The sequence below is a fragment of the Lentzea sp. NPDC102401 genome (genome assembly GCF_044765805.1).
Taxonomy (GTDB): Bacteria; Actinomycetota; Actinomycetes; order Mycobacteriales; family Pseudonocardiaceae; genus Lentzea; species Lentzea sokolovensis.
In genome coordinates, this window is sequence record NZ_JBIWKS010000014.1 from 246,615 (window position 1) to 264,751 (window position 18,137).

Annotated in this window: 15 protein-coding genes; 10 read left to right on the forward strand and 5 right to left on the reverse strand. The window is 64.7% G+C overall.

Annotated features, from left to right (window positions below):
* Positions 1 to 395: 395 nt before the first annotated feature.
* The 10 genes from ACIRG5_RS38685 to ACIRG5_RS38730 all read left to right on the forward strand — a co-directional run bounded on the left by ACIRG5_RS38685 (position 396) and on the right by ACIRG5_RS38730 (position 13,287).
* A complete protein-coding gene (locus tag ACIRG5_RS38685; protein ID WP_402914461.1) occupies positions 396 to 1,373 on the forward strand; it encodes a hypothetical protein in 978 nt (325 codons plus the stop codon).
* Between the two features lie 227 nt (positions 1,374 to 1,600).
* On the forward strand, positions 1,601 to 1,846 hold the full coding sequence (locus ACIRG5_RS38690; protein ID WP_402914463.1) for a hypothetical protein: 246 nt from the start codon (positions 1,601 to 1,603) through the stop codon (positions 1,844 to 1,846).
* A 347-nt stretch (positions 1,847 to 2,193) separates the two neighbouring features.
* Positions 2,194 to 3,753 (forward strand): hypothetical protein, encoded by a 1,560-nt coding sequence (locus tag ACIRG5_RS38695; protein ID WP_402914466.1) that lies wholly within the window; start codon positions 2,194 to 2,196, stop codon positions 3,751 to 3,753.
* Positions 3,750 to 4,955 carry a PrgI family protein gene (locus tag ACIRG5_RS38700; RefSeq protein ID WP_402914469.1) on the forward strand — a complete coding sequence of 402 codons (1,206 nt, stop codon included), beginning with the start codon at positions 3,750 to 3,752 and terminating at the stop codon, positions 4,953 to 4,955. The genes ACIRG5_RS38695 and ACIRG5_RS38700 overlap by 4 nt, the downstream gene beginning before the upstream one ends.
* Positions 4,952 to 6,835, forward strand: a complete 1,884-nt coding sequence (locus ACIRG5_RS38705; protein WP_402914472.1) for a VirB4 family type IV secretion system protein — start codon at positions 4,952 to 4,954, stop codon at positions 6,833 to 6,835. The genes ACIRG5_RS38700 and ACIRG5_RS38705 overlap by 4 nt, the downstream gene beginning before the upstream one ends.
* Positions 6,836 to 6,941: 106 nt before the next feature.
* The gene (locus ACIRG5_RS38710) at positions 6,942 to 7,688 is read left to right on the forward strand and encodes a hypothetical protein (RefSeq protein WP_402914586.1); all 747 of its coding nucleotides are present in this window, start codon (positions 6,942 to 6,944) and stop codon (positions 7,686 to 7,688) included.
* Positions 7,689 to 7,803: 115 nt separating this feature from the next.
* A complete protein-coding gene (locus ACIRG5_RS38715; protein WP_402914588.1) occupies positions 7,804 to 10,203 on the forward strand; it encodes a type IV secretory system conjugative DNA transfer family protein in 2,400 nt (799 codons plus the stop codon).
* A gap of 28 nt (positions 10,204 to 10,231) precedes the next feature.
* Complete coding sequence (locus tag ACIRG5_RS38720) at positions 10,232 to 11,260, forward strand: replication-relaxation family protein (RefSeq protein ID WP_402914475.1); 1,029 nt, start codon at positions 10,232 to 10,234, stop codon at positions 11,258 to 11,260.
* On the forward strand, positions 11,257 to 12,201 hold the full coding sequence (locus tag ACIRG5_RS38725) for an NlpC/P60 family protein (RefSeq protein ID WP_402914477.1): 945 nt from the start codon (positions 11,257 to 11,259) through the stop codon (positions 12,199 to 12,201). The genes ACIRG5_RS38720 and ACIRG5_RS38725 overlap by 4 nt, the downstream gene beginning before the upstream one ends.
* A gap of 9 nt (positions 12,202 to 12,210) precedes the next feature.
* Positions 12,211 to 13,287: a hypothetical protein gene (locus ACIRG5_RS38730; protein WP_402914480.1), complete on the forward strand. Its 1,077-nt coding sequence runs from the start codon at positions 12,211 to 12,213 to the stop codon at positions 13,285 to 13,287.
* A gap of 105 nt (positions 13,288 to 13,392) precedes the next feature.
* On the opposite strand, the gene ACIRG5_RS38735 is transcribed toward ACIRG5_RS38730, so the two are convergent.
* From ACIRG5_RS38735 to ACIRG5_RS38755, 5 genes are all read right to left on the reverse strand, one after another.
* Entirely contained in the window at positions 13,393 to 13,698 is a 306-nt protein-coding gene (locus ACIRG5_RS38735; protein ID WP_402914482.1) for a hypothetical protein, read from the reverse strand.
* 258 nt (positions 13,699 to 13,956) lie between these two features.
* Entirely contained in the window at positions 13,957 to 14,772 is an 816-nt protein-coding gene (locus ACIRG5_RS38740) for a hypothetical protein (protein WP_402914485.1), read from the reverse strand.
* A 119-nt stretch (positions 14,773 to 14,891) separates the two neighbouring features.
* Positions 14,892 to 15,710 carry an N-6 DNA methylase gene (locus tag ACIRG5_RS38745; RefSeq protein ID WP_402914488.1) on the reverse strand — a complete coding sequence of 273 codons (819 nt, stop codon included), beginning with the start codon at positions 15,708 to 15,710 and terminating at the stop codon, positions 14,892 to 14,894.
* Between the two features lie 321 nt (positions 15,711 to 16,031).
* Positions 16,032 to 16,490: a hypothetical protein gene (locus tag ACIRG5_RS38750; RefSeq protein ID WP_402914491.1), complete on the reverse strand. Its 459-nt coding sequence runs from the start codon at positions 16,488 to 16,490 to the stop codon at positions 16,032 to 16,034.
* A 51-nt stretch (positions 16,491 to 16,541) separates the two neighbouring features.
* Entirely contained in the window at positions 16,542 to 17,144 is a 603-nt protein-coding gene (locus ACIRG5_RS38755; protein WP_402914494.1) for a hypothetical protein, read from the reverse strand.
* Positions 17,145 to 18,137 lie beyond the last annotated feature (993 nt).

The following is an 18,137-nucleotide window of genomic DNA, read 5'->3' on the forward strand; positions in this document are numbered from 1 at the left end:
GACTTAAGCCCCACAGCCGAGCCCTGCCAGCAACATCAGATGAGCGGGAAGGGCATCGAATCGCCCTGCGCAGCAGCTAAATCTCTTCAAGATTTTTCTTGAGCGCTCGTCCGCCAACCTCACAGCTCCTGACGCCACGCGCCGAGAGACACTGGCTCACTACTAGTGAACTACTAGAGAAGCAGCTCAAAACACCTACAGGCCTCACTGAGGCGCGACTCTCCCGCAACAGCAGGTACGCCGACTCCTGATAGCTGGCGGCTTAAATAGTAGCTCGCTAGTAGCACGTGCAGACCGATTTGGTCAGCCACTAGTAGCGCCGTGGTATTTCACTGGTACCTGCCATGGCTTCCTGGATTCGTTGTTGTTCGCCACGACGAACTGGGAGTCATGAGATGACAAGGAACTCAGCACTTAGCCGCAGCCGGGACGACGGTTCCTCGAACTCGTTGGATGTCGCACGAGACGCTTTCAACTGGCTCGTGACCGGGCCCCACCCGGTATCGCTCAACGGCCGGCTCTTCACGGGTCTGCCTGACCGCGACATCCCACTGGACGAGGTCCGCGACCGGCTGCTGGCTCGTGAGTGTTCGCAGGCAACGCGCGACGCAGTGTGGGCGCATCTGGTGTTGCGCTCCCGTACTGAAGGAGCGACCTGGACTGTTGCGGCGGTTGGCGTCGCGTTGCCCGCGCTGCTCTCTGTTGCGGCGACCTTGACCGACCGTTTGGCCAGCGATCCAGCAGACGTGCACGCCGAGGTGCTGCGAGGATTTCTGGCTGCCTTGGCGACCGTGGATCTGCGGTCACCGCGGATCATGCTGCGGCTCCGCTGGGACGCTTACAGGTCTGGTTACGACGAGCTCACCAAGGCGCTGTCGGGTCCGACTCCGGTCGCGCCGGGGTTTTGTTCCACGCCTCCGCAGGCGCCGTGGGGGCACCCCGATTTGGTGCTCGCCCGCGCGGTCGCAGACGGAGTCCTGACTCAGACCGAGGCCGCGCTGATTGGCGCAACACGCTTGGAAGAAGTGCCTCTCGCAGAGTGGTCCGCCCAGCACCAGATCGGCGAGTGGGCGGCCTACAAGATGCGCAAGCGCGCTGAGCTCCGACTCGTTGCATACCTCCGTGACAGCGCCGCCGAGTCCGATCCTGCCGACGAGCTCACCGACCAAGTCGCTACGGCGATCGCCCTGTCACGCCCGGTCGGATCCACTCGCGCCTTGCCGAGGCCGTCACTTTCCGTGTCCACAGAAGACGGCGAATCAGGACAGAAACTTCAAGGTCGTGTGTCCAAAACGGACGCGAAATCCGGAGTTAAGGGATGCGGGACCAACCCGCGCTCCACCCGATCTTCGGAGGTGCCGCCATGTGCCTGACCAGTCACGCACCCGCCGCGTTCAAGCGAACCCCATCAGACCTGACAGGCCAGTGCGCAGCTCCCTCAGAGTCGGTCTTGGCCCACCTGACGCTCACAGACTCAACTCCCGGCGACGGCATCAGCACTCCGATGTCTGGGTGGCGGCGGCGATTGATGGCCACGGCGCTCGTAGCTCTCGCTGTGTTCGTATCCGCGAGGTCTGCCGCTGCTGCTGACACCGTGCACGTGGTCGCGCTGGCAGCGTCGGTCGACCAGGTTCTGAACAACATCCGCAATTGGATCATGGGGATTCTGGCGGGCTTGGCGACGGTGTTCCTGTCGATCGCGTTCGTACGCCGGATCGCTGGCGCCGGTGATCCCGGCGAGATGGAGAAGTCGAAGACCGCCTTCAAGTCCGCGTGCATGGGCTATGGCGGCGCGGCGTTGGCGCCGCTGGTCGTGGAGATCCTCAAAGGGATCGTGGGGGCTTAGCCATGACCGGCACCCACTCCCCCAAGCGCCGTCACCGGAAGCCGGCACCGGTGAGGCAGAGTGCCTCAGCGACCGGTCGCTCCATGGCTGCGACTCGGTCGGTACCTGTGCGGCGGTGGGCGGTGTGGATGCTGCTCGCCAGCCTGCTCACAGTGCTCGGCGGCCTGTTCACACTCTCGGCGTCCGCTCAGCCTGCGACACCCAACACCGCACCCTCAAGCCCCGTTCCCACCACTACCCCCGTCACGTCACCATCTTGTCCGGCGAATCAGCCAGGACAGCCCCTTCCGCCAGGGTGTTTGCCGCAGCCGACCGCACCTTCGCCAACATCTCCGTCGATCCCACAGGTGAGCCCAGCACCGGCGTTGCCCGGTGACGAGTGCGGCTTCACCAACCCCAGCGCGTGTGTCAGCGAGGGCATCTCGGCGTTCGTGAACAGGCTGGTCGGCGAGGCCCTGAACATGCTGCTGAGGTGGATCGGCAGCACGTTGTTGTCCACTCCAACGCTGGACCAGTTGCCACGTATCGGCGAGATCTGGGAGCAGTCCCGGTTGTTCGTCGTTGCCGTCTACTCACTACTGGTTCTCGTGGCGGGGATCGTGTTAATGGGACACGAGAGTGTGCAGTCCCGCTACTCGGTTCGCGAGATCGCCCCGCGAGTCGTGACTGGCTTCCTCGCCGCCAACCTCAGTCTGTTCCTCGGTGATCAGGCGATCCATTTCGCCAACGCCGCCTCAGTCGCAGTACTGGGCGACACCCTCGATCCGCGGGCGACCGGTCAGGCGGTGACCGAGTTGTTCGTCGCGTTGGTCGCGAACTCGTTGCTCACTGGCGGGCTGTTCGCCGGGTTGCTCTCCCTGGTGTTGACCATTCTGTTGGTCGCGCTCGGGATCGGCTACATAGAACGAGTCGCGCTCACGGTGATCCTGCTCGCCGGTGCGCCCCTGGCGTTGATGTGCCACGGCCTGCCGCAGACGGAGGGTGTAGCGCGCTGGTTCTGGCGCACCGGAGCCGGCGTGCTCGGCATCCAACTCGGACAGAGCTTGGCACTGATTTGCGCTCTCAAGGTGTTCTTGCAGCCCGGCGGTTTCACCGTCTTCGGCACCCCCACATCTGACGGGATCGTCAACCTCATCGTCCTGATCGCCCTGATGTGGATCCTCGTGAAGATCCCCGGCTGGGTGCTGCGTCAGTCCCAGCTCTCCAGCGGACAACGCTCGTTCGTCGGCGGGCTGGCACGTGCATTCGTGTTCGGCAAAGCGATGGGTCTGCTTGGTGGACACGCCGTGGGACGACAGGCAGCCACAGCTGCCTCCTCTGGCAGGGCACGTCCCGCACCCGCACCATCCGGCCCTCCATGGCCCGCCCAGCCACATCTCACTCCTACTCCGGCGATGGTCGCCAAACGTCTGCAGGCTGCCCATGCCGCACAACGTCTGCGTGCCGCACGGCATCCGCGTGTGCCATCCCAGATTCCACAGTTCCTGCAACCACAGCCGCAGCACACTGTCCACAATCCAGCTGTCGTACCTGAGGCACTGGGCCCGGCTATTCCGGTGTTCAGCTCAGCACCAACCCCCGCGGTTACTGGGACACGGCGAGGAACCCAACCAGGCTCGGCTCCGCAGTTCCAGATCGCTGGTGGGCCTCGGCGAGAAGGCTCGACAGCGCCATCGGCCCGCCCAATCCGAATTGCGTCGGTGCCACCACAGCTGCGGTTTCAACCGGCCACGCCGACACCGCCGCAGCCCGCGGCCTCTGCCAGGCCAGTGCCCGCGCCCGCTGCGCCGGTGTTCCGGCAGGCGCAACCAGAGCCGCGCATCGGCGATGCCTACCGACGCGTGCACTCCGTTCCGCCGCCCATCTTCCGCGCGCCTAAGTCCGTTCCAGGAGGTGAAGAGAAATGAGCGTGCCGGTAAGGATTCCCGCCGATGTCGATCGCGAGGATCGCGTACTCGGTTCCCTGACTGCACGGCAGCTGCTCATCCTCGCCGTCACGGGGATCGTGCTGTACGGCACGTTCACGATGACCCGTGGGCTCGTTCCGCTGGCGTTGTTTCTAGTCGTCGCCGTACCGATCGGCGTGATAGCCACGTTCCTTGCGCTCGGCCAACGTGACGGCATCAGCATGGACCGACTGGCTTTGGCCGCGCTGAGGCAGCGGATGAGTCCTCAGCACCGAGTCACCGCGCCCGAGGGCATCCGCTCGGCTCCGGAATGGCTCGTAGACCGCGCCACTATCGGCAGCCAGGGCAGCGCTAAGCAGCCGGGTGCAGCGGTGTCGCCGGCCGCGCTACGGCTTCCTGCGGAAGCGGTGACCGACACCGGAGTCATCGATCTCGGCAAGGACGGTGTAGCCGCGGTCGCGGTCTGTTCCACGATCAACTTCGGTCTCCGCACCCCTGCCGAGCAGGAGTCCCTGGTAGCAAGTTTCGGACGGTATCTGCACTCGCTTACCGCCCCGGTGCAAGTGCTCATCCGTGCGGAACGGCTGGATCTGTCGGCACAGATCGCGGAGCTTCACGACCAGGCTGGCGGCTTGCCGCACCCAGCACTGGAGCAGGCCGCCCGCGAGCACGCCGCGTATCTCGATCAACTCGGTCGCGCTACCGAGTTGCTGCGCCGTCAGGTTCTGCTTGTTCTGCGCGAGCCGGTGCTCGCTACCGGCCCGACGGACGGGCTGGGTGGTGCCTCACCACTGGCGGGATTGGCTGCGCGACGTCGCACCGCTAAGCACGCTGACAAGGTCGACGACACCAGCCGCCGAGCCGCTGAAGCCCGGCTGGCCCGCCGGCTCGGAGAGGCGGTCGAGTTGCTCTCTCCTACGGGGATCACGGTCACGCCTCTGGATGCTGGCCAAGCGACCGCAGTCCTGGCCGCGGCGTGCAACCCCGACAGCCTGATTCCGGCGAACGCTGGGCTCGCCGCGTCGGACGAGGTCATCACGACGGTTCCCGACGAGGGCTGGGACGAGACCGCGTTCGGGCCGTCTGCGCTCATTGCTCAGGACCAGCCTCCCGTTGCAGAGAACGACTGGAGCGATGGCTTCGACGACGCTGCCGAGGAGCCCGACGACTACGACACCGCAGCAAGGAGGTTCCGACGATGAGGGCTAAGGGAAAACTCCGATCGAAGAACCGACCGCTACACGGTCGGGCCAGTGCGTTCACCCCGGACGCCATCTCTGTCCGGCCCCGTGCGTTGGAGGTTGGTGGCGAGTGGGTCTCCTCGTTCGCCGTGACCGGCTATCCGCGCGAAGTGCACAACGGATGGCTTCAGCCGCTGCTGACCTATCCAGGCCGCGTGGACGTGTCGTTGCACATCGAGCCGATCGACCCCGTTACCGCAGCTGATCGCTTGAAGAAGCAGCTGTCCAAACTGGAGTCCGGCCGGCGTCACACCAGCGAGAAAGGGCGTCTGCTCGACCCCCAGGTTGAAGCGGCAACCGAAGACGCTTACGACCTGGCAGCACGGGTCGCGCGTGGTGAGGGCAAGTTGTATCGGATGGGCCTGTACCTCACGGTGCACGCACCCACCGAGGAAGCGCTCGGCGACGAGGTTGCCGCAGTGCGGGCGCTGGCGGCATCGCTGCTGTTGGACTGCAAGCCGACCACCTATCGCAGTCTGCAAGGGTGGGTTACCAGCCTGCCTATGGGCCTGGACCTGGTTGGCATGCGCCGGACCTTTGACACCAGCGCACTGGCCGCAGCGTTCCCGTTCACATCACCGGACCTGCCTCCACCAGACCCGACCTCGGTCGGTGCACCGACCGGGGTTCTCTACGGCTTCAACGTTGGCAGCCAAGGCCTCGTGCACCACGACCGCTTCGCCCTGGACAACCACAACTCCGTGATCCTCGGCCGCTCGGGTGCAGGCAAGTCGTACTTGGTCAAGCTGGAACTGCTGCGGTCGCTGTACCGCGGCGTCGAGATCCACGTCATCGATCCGGAAGACGAGTACGCCCGGCTCGCTGCAGCTGTCGGCGGGACGTATGTCCACTTGGGTGCCGAGCAGGTTCGCCTCAACCCGATGGATCTGCCGATCCACACGCGCCCGGATGGGCGACGCACCGCACCGCGCGATGCGCTTATCCGCCGATCGTTGTTCCTGCACACCGTGATCTCAGTCTTGCTCGGTAGCGAACTCGCCGCGACCGAGCGAGCAGCGCTGGACCGAGCGATCACCGTGACTTACCAACGCGCAGGAATCACCTCGGATCCGCGGACTTGGACCCGCCCGGCACCCTTGCTGGCGGATCTAGCGGAAGTGCTCGCTGAGGGCGGCGACGCAGCTGGCGCCGAGCTTTCGGCGCGGCTGCAGCCGTTCGTCACGGGTGCGTTCTCCGGGCTGTTTTCCGGCCCCACGTCGACTCGCCCGGAGGGACACCTGGTGGTGTTCTCGTTGCGGGACCTGGCCGACGAGCTCAAGCCCATCGGCACGCTGCTCACACTCGACGCGGTGTGGCGGCAGGTATCCAATCCCACCATCCGCAAACCGCGCCTGGTCGTGGTCGACGAAGCATGGTTGCTCATGAAGGAGCCCGCAGGCGCCGAGTTCCTGTTCAGAATGGCCAAGGCCTCACGTAAGCATTGGGCTGGCCTCACGGTGGCCACTCAGGACACCGCGGATGTGCTGGGCTCGGATCTGGGCAAGGCGGTTGTCGCGAACGCGGCCACGCAGATCCTTTTGCGGCAAGCCTCTCAGGCCATCGACGAGATCTGCCGCACCTTCGATTTGTCCATGGGTGAACGGCAGTTCCTGCTCTCCGCAGATCGCGGGCAAGGGCTTCTGTCGACTGGGACGCAGAGGGTGGCGTTCCAGTCCATCGCTTCTCCGGTCGAGCACGAGTTGGTCACATCCAACCCCGCAGAACTCGCCGGATACTCCGACAACTCTTCAGGAATCGCGAGTTCCTTCGTCGAACTCGGCGCCGACGATGCCCTGGGCGCGATGGGCGAGATGTCGCAGATCGAGCTCGACGCCGCCTAAGCGGACTGCCTGCGTCGCGAGTGCGCGACGTCCACCAGCTCACATCGAGGGGACTCCCATACCTGCTTCACAGCCCATCTCCCGAAAATCTGATCGTCCTACGCGGCTGCTCACACAGAACAGCGAAATGCGCCAGATCGGCGCATGGAATTGGTCGCTGCCCGCGTGGGCTGGGCGGCTGGCTGACGGCCGGACCTTCAACACCTGCCCAAGCGCAGGTGTCTGTGCTCAAGCCTGCTACGCCCGCCACGGCACCTACACCTGGCCGGTCGTGCGCGCCAAGCACCACGCAAACCTCGCCTTCGTCCTCGACGACCTCTCCGCCTGGGAGACCGCCATGGTCACCGAGTTGAGCGCGGCCAAGTTCCATGGTGCCTGGATCCGGATTCACGACAGCGGCGACTTCTTCTCCGACGCCTACCTTCAGGCCTGGCTGCGGATCTGCCTCGCACGACCGGGCACCAACTTTTACGCCTATAGCAAGGAAGTCGAACGGTTCCGTCGCCTCGTCGAGGCCAGCCCGCCGCCGAACTTCCTGTGGGTCTTCTCGTACGGCGGCACCCAGGACTCCTCGCTGAACCCGGACACCGACCGAGTCGCCGACGTGTTCCCGGACGAGGCCGCTATTGCGAAAGCAGGCTGGGCCTCCCAAGAGGCGAGCGACCTGCTGGCCGTACTCGGGCCACACCTGGTGGGCATTCCTGCCAACCGGATTCCCGCCTACCTCAAGCGGCTCGCTGGGCGCCGATTCTCCGAGTGGCAGGCCGAGGTGGACGCCGAGCGCGCCGCACGAGGCCGTCGTCACCAGCTGCGACTGGTAGTCGACAACACCCAACACGCCGACGCTGCGTGACTTCTCCTGCCCGACCACTCCACGGGAGGTATTTGTGCACTCCTTGTCCCCCACTCACTTCTCACCTGTGAGCGAGTACCTGCGCAACCCACTCGGAGCATTCCACGGCGTGCTCATGCACCTGCGCGACCTCGCCGTGGTGTGGGGCCCGATCGTTGGTCCGGCGGCTGCAGCCGCGGCCACCGCGGTGATCATCGCGCGACTCCGCTGGCGCCACCGGTACCACCAGCGGCTGATGAGCGACGCCCGCGTGATCACCGTGCTCGCGCCGCCCACGGTCGACCCGTCCGGCGCACTCACCCTGTGGTCCAACCTGGTCGGCCTGCTCCGGCCGGGATGGTTGCGCCGCTTCGCCGGCCAACCCCACCTGACCTTCGAACTCACGTTCACCGCCGACGGCGTCGACGTCCAGTTCTGGGTACCAGGCCTGGTACCTCCCGGTATGGTCGAGCGCGCGATCGAGGCCGCCTGGCCCGGAGCCCACACCCGGACAACGCCCGCCAGGCCACCGATCGCTGCCCAGGCAGAAAACCGGAAGGTCGAGGCCGTCGGCGGCGAGCTGCGGCTCGCACGATCGGAAGCGCTGCCGATCCGCACCGAGCACCCTGTCGATCCGATCCGAGCCCTGCTCGGCGCGCCAGTCGGGCTCGGTCCACACGAGCGAGCCTGCGTCCAGCTCCTCGCCCGCCCGGTCGCCGGTCATCGCGTCACCAAGGCACGGCGGGCGGCTCGGCGCGAAGGTATGGGCGGATCGCCGCACCTGATCGGCAGACTGCTCGACCTGGTCACACCTGGCACGATGCCGCAGCGGTCAACGAGGCCCCACCTCCCAGGCGTAGACCGGCAGAGCAGCCTGGAGCACGCGGCTCAAGACCGAGCGGTGGTGGAGAAGCTGCGCGCGAACCAGTTCGAGACCCGCATCAGGTACGCGGTGACCAGCACCGTTCCCACGGGCTCCACCGCCGGCGAACTCCGGGCTGCGCAGGAGGTTCTGCGTGGCCGCGGGCACGCGATCGCGTCGGCGTTCGCCGCCTACTCCGAGCACAACTACTACCGCCGGATCCGTCTCCGCAAGCCCGTTGCCGCGCTGGCGGACCGCCGACTGGGCCGGGGCGACCTGCTCTCGATCCGAGAGCTGGGCGCGATCGCACACCTGCCGATCGACGAAGCCACGCCCGGCCTGCGAAGGGCCGGAGCCAAAGCCGTGCCGCCTCCACCTGGAGTTCCCGGCGTCGGCGAGCACATCAAACCGATCGGGCTCTCGGACTCGGGTCACGCTCGGCCAGTCGGGCTGTACGTGGCGGATGCACGGCATCACGTTCACATCCTGGGCGCCACGGGCTCTGGCAAGTCCGAGCTCATGGCCAGGATGATCCTCGCCGACGCCGAAGCCGGCCGCGGAGTCGTGGTGATCGACCCGAAGGGAGACCTGGTCTCCGACATACTCATGCGTCTACCGGAGGAGCTCGGCGAGAAGGTCGTGCTTTTCGACGCCGACTCGAAGGCGCGCCCGCCGGTCCTCAATCCTTTGGACGACAAAGACAACGTGCGTGCGGTCGACAACCTGGTCAGCATCTTCTCAAGGATCTATGCCTCCTCCTGGGGGCCACGTACCGAGGACATCCTGCGTGCCAGCCTGCTGACGCTCACCTCGATGCCCGGCACGCCCTCGCTCGCAGATCTGCCGAAACTGCTGACCGTGCAAGCGTTCCGGCAGCGAGCACGCGAGCACATCACCGATGACGTCCTCAAGGGCTTCTGGTCCTGGTACGAGGATCTGTCCGAGGCCAACCGCGCGCAGGTGATCGCTCCGCTTATGAACAAGGTGCGCGGCTTCCTGCTCCGGCCCTTCGTCCGCGCGGCAATCGCCGACGGCGAGTCCACCGTGAGTATGGAAGACGTGATCAACAACGGCGGGATCTGCCTCGTCCGGATCCCACGCGGCTCACTGGGCATGGAAACCGCGCAGCTGGTCGGCTCCATCATCGTCGCCAGCACTTGGCAGGCCACCACACGTAGGGCCTCGATCCCCAAACGGAAACGGCGCGATTGCGGCCTCTACGTCGACGAATGCCACAACTTCCTCAACCTGCCGTACCCACCCGAGGACATCCTCGCCGAAGCCCGCTCTCACGGTCTGTCAGCAACGCTGGCCCATCAGTACGAAGGTCAACTGCCCAAGGAACTCTCCGAGGGCATCAGTGCGAACGCGCGGACGAAGTACGTCTTCAACGTATCTCCGGAAGACGCGAAGCGTATGGCAAGGCATATGTCGCCGTGGCTGTCCGAGCACGACCTATCGCACCTCGGCGTGTTCCACATCGCGGTCCGCCTCGTGGTGGGTGGCGAAGAGGTGCCGGCGTTCACCGCAGTGACCGAGAAGCTCCCACCCGCCATACCGGGACGCGCCAAGGTCATTCGCATGGCGGCCAAGGTGAACACCCGCCGCCGTCCAACACCCGCCACCGCTACCGCGCCACAACCATCCATTGTGGATCCGCGCCGCGCGGCTTGACCTCTCCGCACTTGGGAGGTGCACCCCCATGATCTCGAATCCCACTCCCCAGAGGGCGCTGCGAGGGCACATGCCGCAACGCCCAACGCCGCGAACGGCCACCACGGCCGAACACCACACCCAGCTCTCCGGGCGGCTCACAGAACGAGACCGCTGGCTGGCCAGGATGCTCTACGAACACAAGGTCCTCACCGTGCACCAGATCGTCGAACTCTGCTTCCCGGGCAAGCGCGCGGCCAACCACCGGCTGCTCAACCTGTTCAAGTGGCGAGTCGTCGACCGCTTCCAGCCGTTCGTGAGCAAAGGCACGGCGCCGATGCATTACGTGCTCGACCACGCCGGCGCGATGGCTCTCGCCTACGAGGACGGCCTTGACCCGAGGAAGATCGGCTACCGCCACGAAGACGCCATGGGAATCGCCCACTCCCTGCGCCTCGCCCACACCGTCGGGACCAACGGCTTCTTCACCAGCCTGATCGCGCTCAGCCAACGGCCCGGCTCAGACGGACAGCTCACCGCCTGGTGGTCCGAACTGCGCTGCATGCGCCTGTTCGGCGACATGGTCCGCCCAGACGCGTACGGACGGTGGCGTGAGGACGACCACGAGATCGAGTTCTTCCTTGAGTTCGACTTCGGCACGGAAGACCTCGGCACCCTCAGCAGCAAGCTCCACGGCTACGAGAAGCTCGCAACCGCAACAGGAATCAGCACCCCGGTACTCCTGTGGCTGCCCACCGAACGCCGCGAAGCCAACGCCCGCAGCGCGCTCTCCACCAGGCTGGCGCAGCTCGATGACCCGCTGCTAGTACCCGTCGCCACCAGCGCCGCGGAGGGCCACAACCCGGCAGGCTCGAAGTGGTTGCCTGTCACCACGTCAAGTCCGCGATGGCCAGGTCGACTGCGGCTCGCCGAACTCGCCGGACTCTGGCCGCAGGCCGCCCTTCCGGCAGCCCAAGTCTCGAACGCGGCCACCTCCGGAGAGCCAAGCACAGCCCTCGCACCGCCGGAGCCGGTTCCGCCGCCACGACCAACCAGCCCCTTCGGAGGTGGCGCGTGAAGATCGCCATCGGCGCCATCACCGCCGTGATCGTTCTATCCCTGGTCATCGGCGGCATCGCGCAAGTGATCGTCAAAGGGCTCTTCGGCAACAGCAGCACCCAGCCGAGCACGGAAGCGCTCGCTGACATCCCCGGCGACTACCTCGCGCTCTACCAGGCAGCAGCGCCGGCCTGTCCCGGTCTGGACTGGTCGATCCTCGCCGCCATCGGCAAGATCGAGAGCGATCACGGCCGCAGCCCACTGGCTGGCGTCGCGAACGGCACCGAGAACTACGCGGGCGCACGAGGGCCGATGCAGTTCCTCCAGCCCACGTTCGACGGCGTCGTCGTGCGCCATCCGCTTCCGCCCGGCGGCCGGAAGCCGCCGTCCCCCTGGAACAAGCATGACGCCATCTACGCGGCAGCTCACTACCTGTGCGATTCCGGCGCCCAGAGGGACATCCGCAAGGCGATCTGGGCCTACAACCACGCGGACTGGTATGTCAACGACGTACTCGCCCAGGCGAAGAAGTACGGCGACGCCATGACCGGCACCGGCGACTGCAACAACATCCAGGCGCCCAACCCCGTTGTAGCCAAGGCAATCGCGTTCGCCTGCGACCAACTCGGCGAGCCCTACGTCTGGGGCGGCAACGGCGAGACCGGTTGGGACTGCTCAGGTCTCGTCACGGCGGCCTACAAGGCCGCAGGCGCTGTCATCCCTCGAACCACGCAGCCGGAGTACGAAGCCGGTCCGCTAGTGCCTGCTGGCCAGCCGCTCATGCCGGGAGACCTGGTCTTCTACGGCACACCCAGCGACGTCCACCACGTCGGCCTGTATCTCGGGGCCGGGAAGATGGTTCACGCTCCGACCTTCGGCCAACCCGTGCAGGTCAGCCCCTACCGCTGGAGCGGCGACGACTACCTAGCGGCATCGCGGCCAACTACAGCTCCGGTTTAGGCTTCTCTTGTGACCCTTTCCACAAATGTGACCATTGCGTCCCACGAACTCCTCGCGCTCCAAGCGTCCATGCGCGACGCTCAGATGGCCGCCGCTGACTACTACGGGCGGACCGCCCGAAATGACAGCATCGACGAGCTCGGCACTCCCGTACGCAGCTTCCTATCCGCCATTCAAACAGTCAACGATCTGCTGACAAACAGCGTGGGTGACTCTGAGACGTACCGCAGCATCACGAGCTCAGGTATCCACCCCAACACGAGCGTCATCCTAGGCGTGAAGTATGTTCGAAACGTTGCTCAGCACCTGCCCCATGTGATTCGCCCCAGGGACGATCACGCGCTTATCGGGGGCCCTCTCGGTATGCGAATCTATACGTTCTGGGATGAGATTCCTGCCATAGTGCATGACCGACTTCGTCAGGGTACACAACGACTCAAATCGGATTACGAGACACGACTACTGGGCACGAACGTCACCGATACGATGCTCGATGCTTTGAATTTCTTCTCAGACGTCGCCCCCGATATCCCTCACCGAGACCAGCGGGGCGAGTGGACCGGGTTTCCTCTGATGAGCCAACCCGGCGTGAGAGATCGTCTTCACCCAGAAGAACCCTCTGACGAGAAAGCAGCACGCGTATGGCTGGACGAGCGCCGACCCAACGGCGACATACGAGTGATATGTGCCCAGCTCACTGTAGACGGGACTCAATACACCCTTGGCTTTACTTTTACAGGAAGACTCTCCTACGCGCCGTTCGTTGAGACTCCAGAGCAGCTTTTTCGAGATGCAGCAGCTGGCTACCCGTACGTCGTAGGTGATGCCCTGGCGAACACCGTGGACCGCAGCAAGGACATTCCACATGTGGTTCAGGGTCCAGTGCTCGAAAGCCGTGGTGACATCGCAACGTGGACAACGCCTGTTCCGAGCGGCGGCTGGAAGGAGGACTGGAGCGACGGGAGAATGACAGACTTCGTCCACAGACTGACAAGGACAGAGCAGGGAGGAGGCCTCCTCGGGAGTACGTCATATCTCGTGCGCCGCGCACGACGCTTGAATGCCCTCGTTCCATACTCGCCCTAAAGCGGTATTTCAGGATGTGCGCGAGGGTACTTTGGCGGCGGCCGACGCTGCCTAGCGCCCCGCTCGCCCGAGTCCAGACAAGGCCCAGCTGCGACTAGGGCCCGACTACTGCTTCGAGAACTCGTTCAACCTCCTCAGGCCAAGCCAAGGTGATTCCGTGCGCCGCGCAGGAAACGCCCGCAACCGGGCCTGCGAAATTGGACGATCGAAGAAGAGGTCGGTGAATTTGATGCTGACATATGACCTCATCCAGAGTGGCTCACCTCCTGAGTGGTCGATCGTTACGTAGCCGTAAGCGATGACACCGCCACCACGACCATGGCGAAACAGGGCAACCTCGTCGCCTTCACACAACGACTTAAGATCACTGAACGGCTTGAAGACCCGCTCTTCACGCGTCAGGCGCAGCATCCCTGAACCTGGCCAGATCTGAGCCGTCAGGTACTCAGCTGAGGGCGGGGGAACAAACTCGACGTGGTCAGCCGGCCAGCATGGATTAGCCACTTACGCATGTCCCGCACCGTAGCGGTGATCCCTGACAATTCAGGCTGGTGTGCTGGCTCGCGCTCGCCATAGGCATCTGACGTGGGCACTACGGTCTACGAAAGCCGCTGGTCAGGTTCCACAAGACCAGCGGCTTCCTATGACACTTTGATCCCTTGGTACAACTCATCCCCAGTTGCTGTGCTCGCGCTTCCACCTGGCCTCGACCTTAGGCGCCAGCTCCTCACGCAGGTCATCCTCGGTGCGGTCGTGCTTCGCCGCGAGAGCCGTCAGGATGAGACTCGCGTCCTCGTGGTGTTCCGCGATGGCCTCGCGGTTGTGCGCCACGTTCCGCTTGGCCAGGTACCGGGCATAGCTCAGCAGCTCGCAGTACTCGCGCCTCGCGCTGAACTCGGTCGTGATCACCCCGCTGTGCGTGGTGCGCAGCGGAAGCCCGCCAGGCGCCGTGATCGCCTTTGCCGCCTTCGCTTTCGCCCGTTCGGCTTTTTGCTCGTCTCGCGCGAGCTGTTCCGGGGTCTTGATCCTGCTGGGACGGTTTCGGACCTCGACCGGGGCACTCGGGTAGCACTCTGTGCACGCGGCCTTGCCTGCGAGGTCGACGACCTCGGCTTCGTCGTGGCCAGAGAGCTGGGTCAGCCAAGCAAACTTCGTGCTCTCGAAGCAGGTCCGGCACAGCATCGAGCGGTGGACGTGGCCACCGGTGTTCAGGACGAGCCAGGCGCGTGTCCATCCGCCCCGGTGGTCGAACTCCTCGTCGAGTGGCTGCATCGCCGCCTCGCAGTCGGAGGCACGCTGGCGAGCTTGCTCGATCCGAGGTTCCAGCGCTGTCGCGAGATCAGCTGCACTTTCCCGCAACCACCTCGTGTGGCGTTTCGTCAGAGTTTCGACGGTCGCCTCGGCCTTGGCTCGCTCGGCGTGCAGGCGGGCGAGTTCGGCGTCAATCTCGCTGGGCGTCGCGGTTGTCGGGTTGTCTGCAGGCATTGGTGGTCACCTCAGCTTTACCGGGGTCACGCGAAACACTGGAGGTGCGCGACCATGCGAACGGTTGTTGTGGATCAACTACGGGCGCAGCTCGGCGGTGGGCTCGTTCTGCGGCTGTGTCAGTCGTCCGCGTGCTGATGGGCGTTCCGGAGCAGAAGTTCAAGGCGGGTAACGGAATGGACCGTGGCCGCGAGTCCGAGAGTTTCCCTGCGTTCGCCGAGCGCGCGGGGAATCCACTCATCGGTCAGTCCATTGCCAACGCCGAGCACGACCTTGTTTCCTAGGCCCCACAAGACCGCGTTGACTGTCAGGCAGGCGATCGCGAGCTCATCCACGTCCACCGCCCACCACTCCACTGTGGATGGATCACGACCTAGCTCCCGCATCGCTTCGGCCGCTGCGCGGAAGAGACCGCCAGTTCCCGCAGTCGGCTCAAGTACGCGCTCCCCCTCGCCCGGCACGCCGACCAAGCGCGCCATCACGTCTGCGACGCACTGCGGTGTGTAGAACTGCCCCCGAGCGCTCTTCGCGCTCCGTGAGCGGAGCACCTCGAGCAGGACGCCGAACAAGTCCGTCTCTCGGCGTCGCTCCGTGCCGGTCAGCTGCAGCTGACCCGCTCGTAGCGCAGCGTCCGCAACACACTTCGCCGCCGAGACATCTCCCTCGGCGAGGCGACGCTCCCCGAGCCACATCGAGATCAGGGGCCACGCGCGGTTCACAAGATCAGGACGCGCGCGAATGAAGATCCTCCACTGCACGCAGCTGAAGTCCGCGAACTCATCAGCGGTAAGCGATACCAGCTGGTCAACGGTCCGCGCATGGTCCGGCTCCGGTGGAGCCATGAAGGCAAGCGCACCGATGACCGAGACGGGCAATTCGAGGTTTCCTGAGCCGTGTTCGCGATGCCAGGTCTCATCGACGGCCTCCGCGATCTTCATCGCGTGCTGGTGCGGATCGTCGGGCACAGGTCGGCGAGGCTGCTTTTGTGAACACATGAGGGCGCTCCGCGGCCATTGATGGCCGTTAGATCGAGTTGCTCATCTAAGGAGCGGCACGCCGGAGAACACCGGGGTGCGGGCCGACGGGGCACCTCACGGTGGAGGTGTCGCACCCCCGCCGGCTACCACACAAACCCGCCTTCATCAGGAGGGCAGGATCAGCGTAGCCCCGTTCGAACTCCCGCGTGCGCGCCGCGTTGTTGGCGGCCAGGCGCCGCCGGCGAGCGAGCGGCAGCACGGGCCACCGCTCGCCGCCCCAGGTCATCCGACGACGAACGCGCCCGGATGCAAGGCGGTCAACTGCCGATGCGGGCACGGCTCACCGGGATACGGCACGTGCAGCACCAGGCGACCACCAAGGTCGCCGACCGCATCGTCGGGAACGCGGCGCAGCGTGAAGGTGAAGGCGCCGCGCGGGTCCCCGACGCTGATCGACACGGTGACCGAGTCCTCGGCCTCGTCCGCATCGATCGTCGCGGAGTTCACCCACGACAACGGGACCTGCCCCGCCTCATGCGGCAGAGCCTCGCCGGAGTCCTCGTCACACACGGAACTCCCGGAGTCGTCTTCGTAGCCGTTCGATGTCTCTACAAGGTCTTCACCACAACGTGTGCAGTGGCGGTCCGGTCCGTTCTCCCAAGGGAATTCGAGGGAGACGGTCACAGAGTCGTCTTCAACGAACCGCAGGTGATCACTATCGACAGAGAGCATGGCGGACATGGCAAACCTCGCAGTGAGGGAAGTTCGAAAGTGCGGAGGAGGGTCGGCAGCTCAGGCAGTGAAGCGGAGCGACTTGCGGCACTCCGGGCACGCGACGTAGGCGCGCTGGTGATCACCGAACGGCACTCGCGCCTGACCGCTGATCGTCGGCGATGCGTCGGAGAGGCCGCCGTCATACCGCTGCAAGCGGTGGCCGTCGTAGGTCTCCCACTCGTGATCGTTCACGCAGCGACCGAACGCGTGCGCATAGTCGCCCCAGTACACCGTGTCGGTGGTGGTGTCGCGATACACCTCAGGCTGGCTGTAGAGGCCACCGTCACCGCTCATCGTGACCATCAGGTCGCCCAGCTCGCCGCCGGCCGAGAACACGACGAAGCCAAGATCATCGGAGAGGATGTTCTCGATGTTGCACGTGTTGTGAGCCCAGAACAGCCCATCGCCATAGAGGCCAACAGGGTCCTCGCCGGTCCTGTCCTTCACCCAAAGGACGAGTACGTCCGTCGTGGGGTGCTTGAAATCCCGGTTCTCCATCCACTCACGAAGGTCGTCCGTGAGCTTCTCGCAGTGTTCCGCGCGCTCGGCGATCCACTCAGCGGTGTCAACGCTGAGCCATCCGTCGCCGTTGCTCCACGCGGTGACCATGACATCAGCCATGATGACCACTCCTGGAATCTATTCGGTTTGTGTGGTTGCGAGACACGCGGGGTGCGAACCCGTCTCGCTATACATAAACGATAGCACCAAACCAATCGGTGAGCAATGGATTCGGTGGGTCATTTTCAAGATTCTTTAGCGCCATCACGGGACATCCTTTCCAAGTGCAGGAGTTCAATTCCGCAAAGCTCAGCGCGACCATCATATAGCCAACAATGACACAAAACAGAAATAGCTCAAGAAGCAGAATGCGATGCACAGAGTAGCTGGACATCACAATCAAAATGGAGCAAAGGAAGTCTATACAACAAGGCGGCCCGCGGGCATCAAGGGACCCAGCAGCCCGACTGTTCCACTTCCTGCGGTCAGGCGAGTGAGGTGTCACACAGGAAGCCTCCTCACAGGCACTGAGCAGCGGCTTTGACCACCACTGGGGTTTCCTGCCTAGCGGGAAGCTAGACGGGACAGTACATAGGAAGGTCGACGGGAACACGAACAGGCGCGGCGCCTTCGCGACCGGCTGATCAGGGGGTTCTGTGACTTTGAGAGCTTCCGCTATAACAGGCATCTACACGGGACCGTGGCCTGGAATCTCGCCAAAACACTCTCAGCCTTCGCGTCCCTGCTCGTCCGGAGGCCAAATGTGCACTTCTGGCCAGAAGTAGCTCCGGTCACAGCGTCACTCAGCAGAGTCCGACCGAGGGAGTGAACCGAAGACAAGACCATCATGACGCCTGCAAAGCGGCGAACCTTGTGGCGACGACCTGGCAGTTTTCCCCACTAACCGAGGTCAAGCCGCAGATCCAGCAACGATTTCCGGCGACACGTACACGTTCGTCTCCTGCCACCGTACCTGCCCGATGAACTCTGCTACACGACACGATCATGGCTGAGGCCGGGTGATCCTGCATGCCCAACGACGAGTCGACCCGTCCCAGCAGAACACTTACGCGCAAAGAGTTCGTCGGCGTGCCAACGGCGGCAAAACTGCGG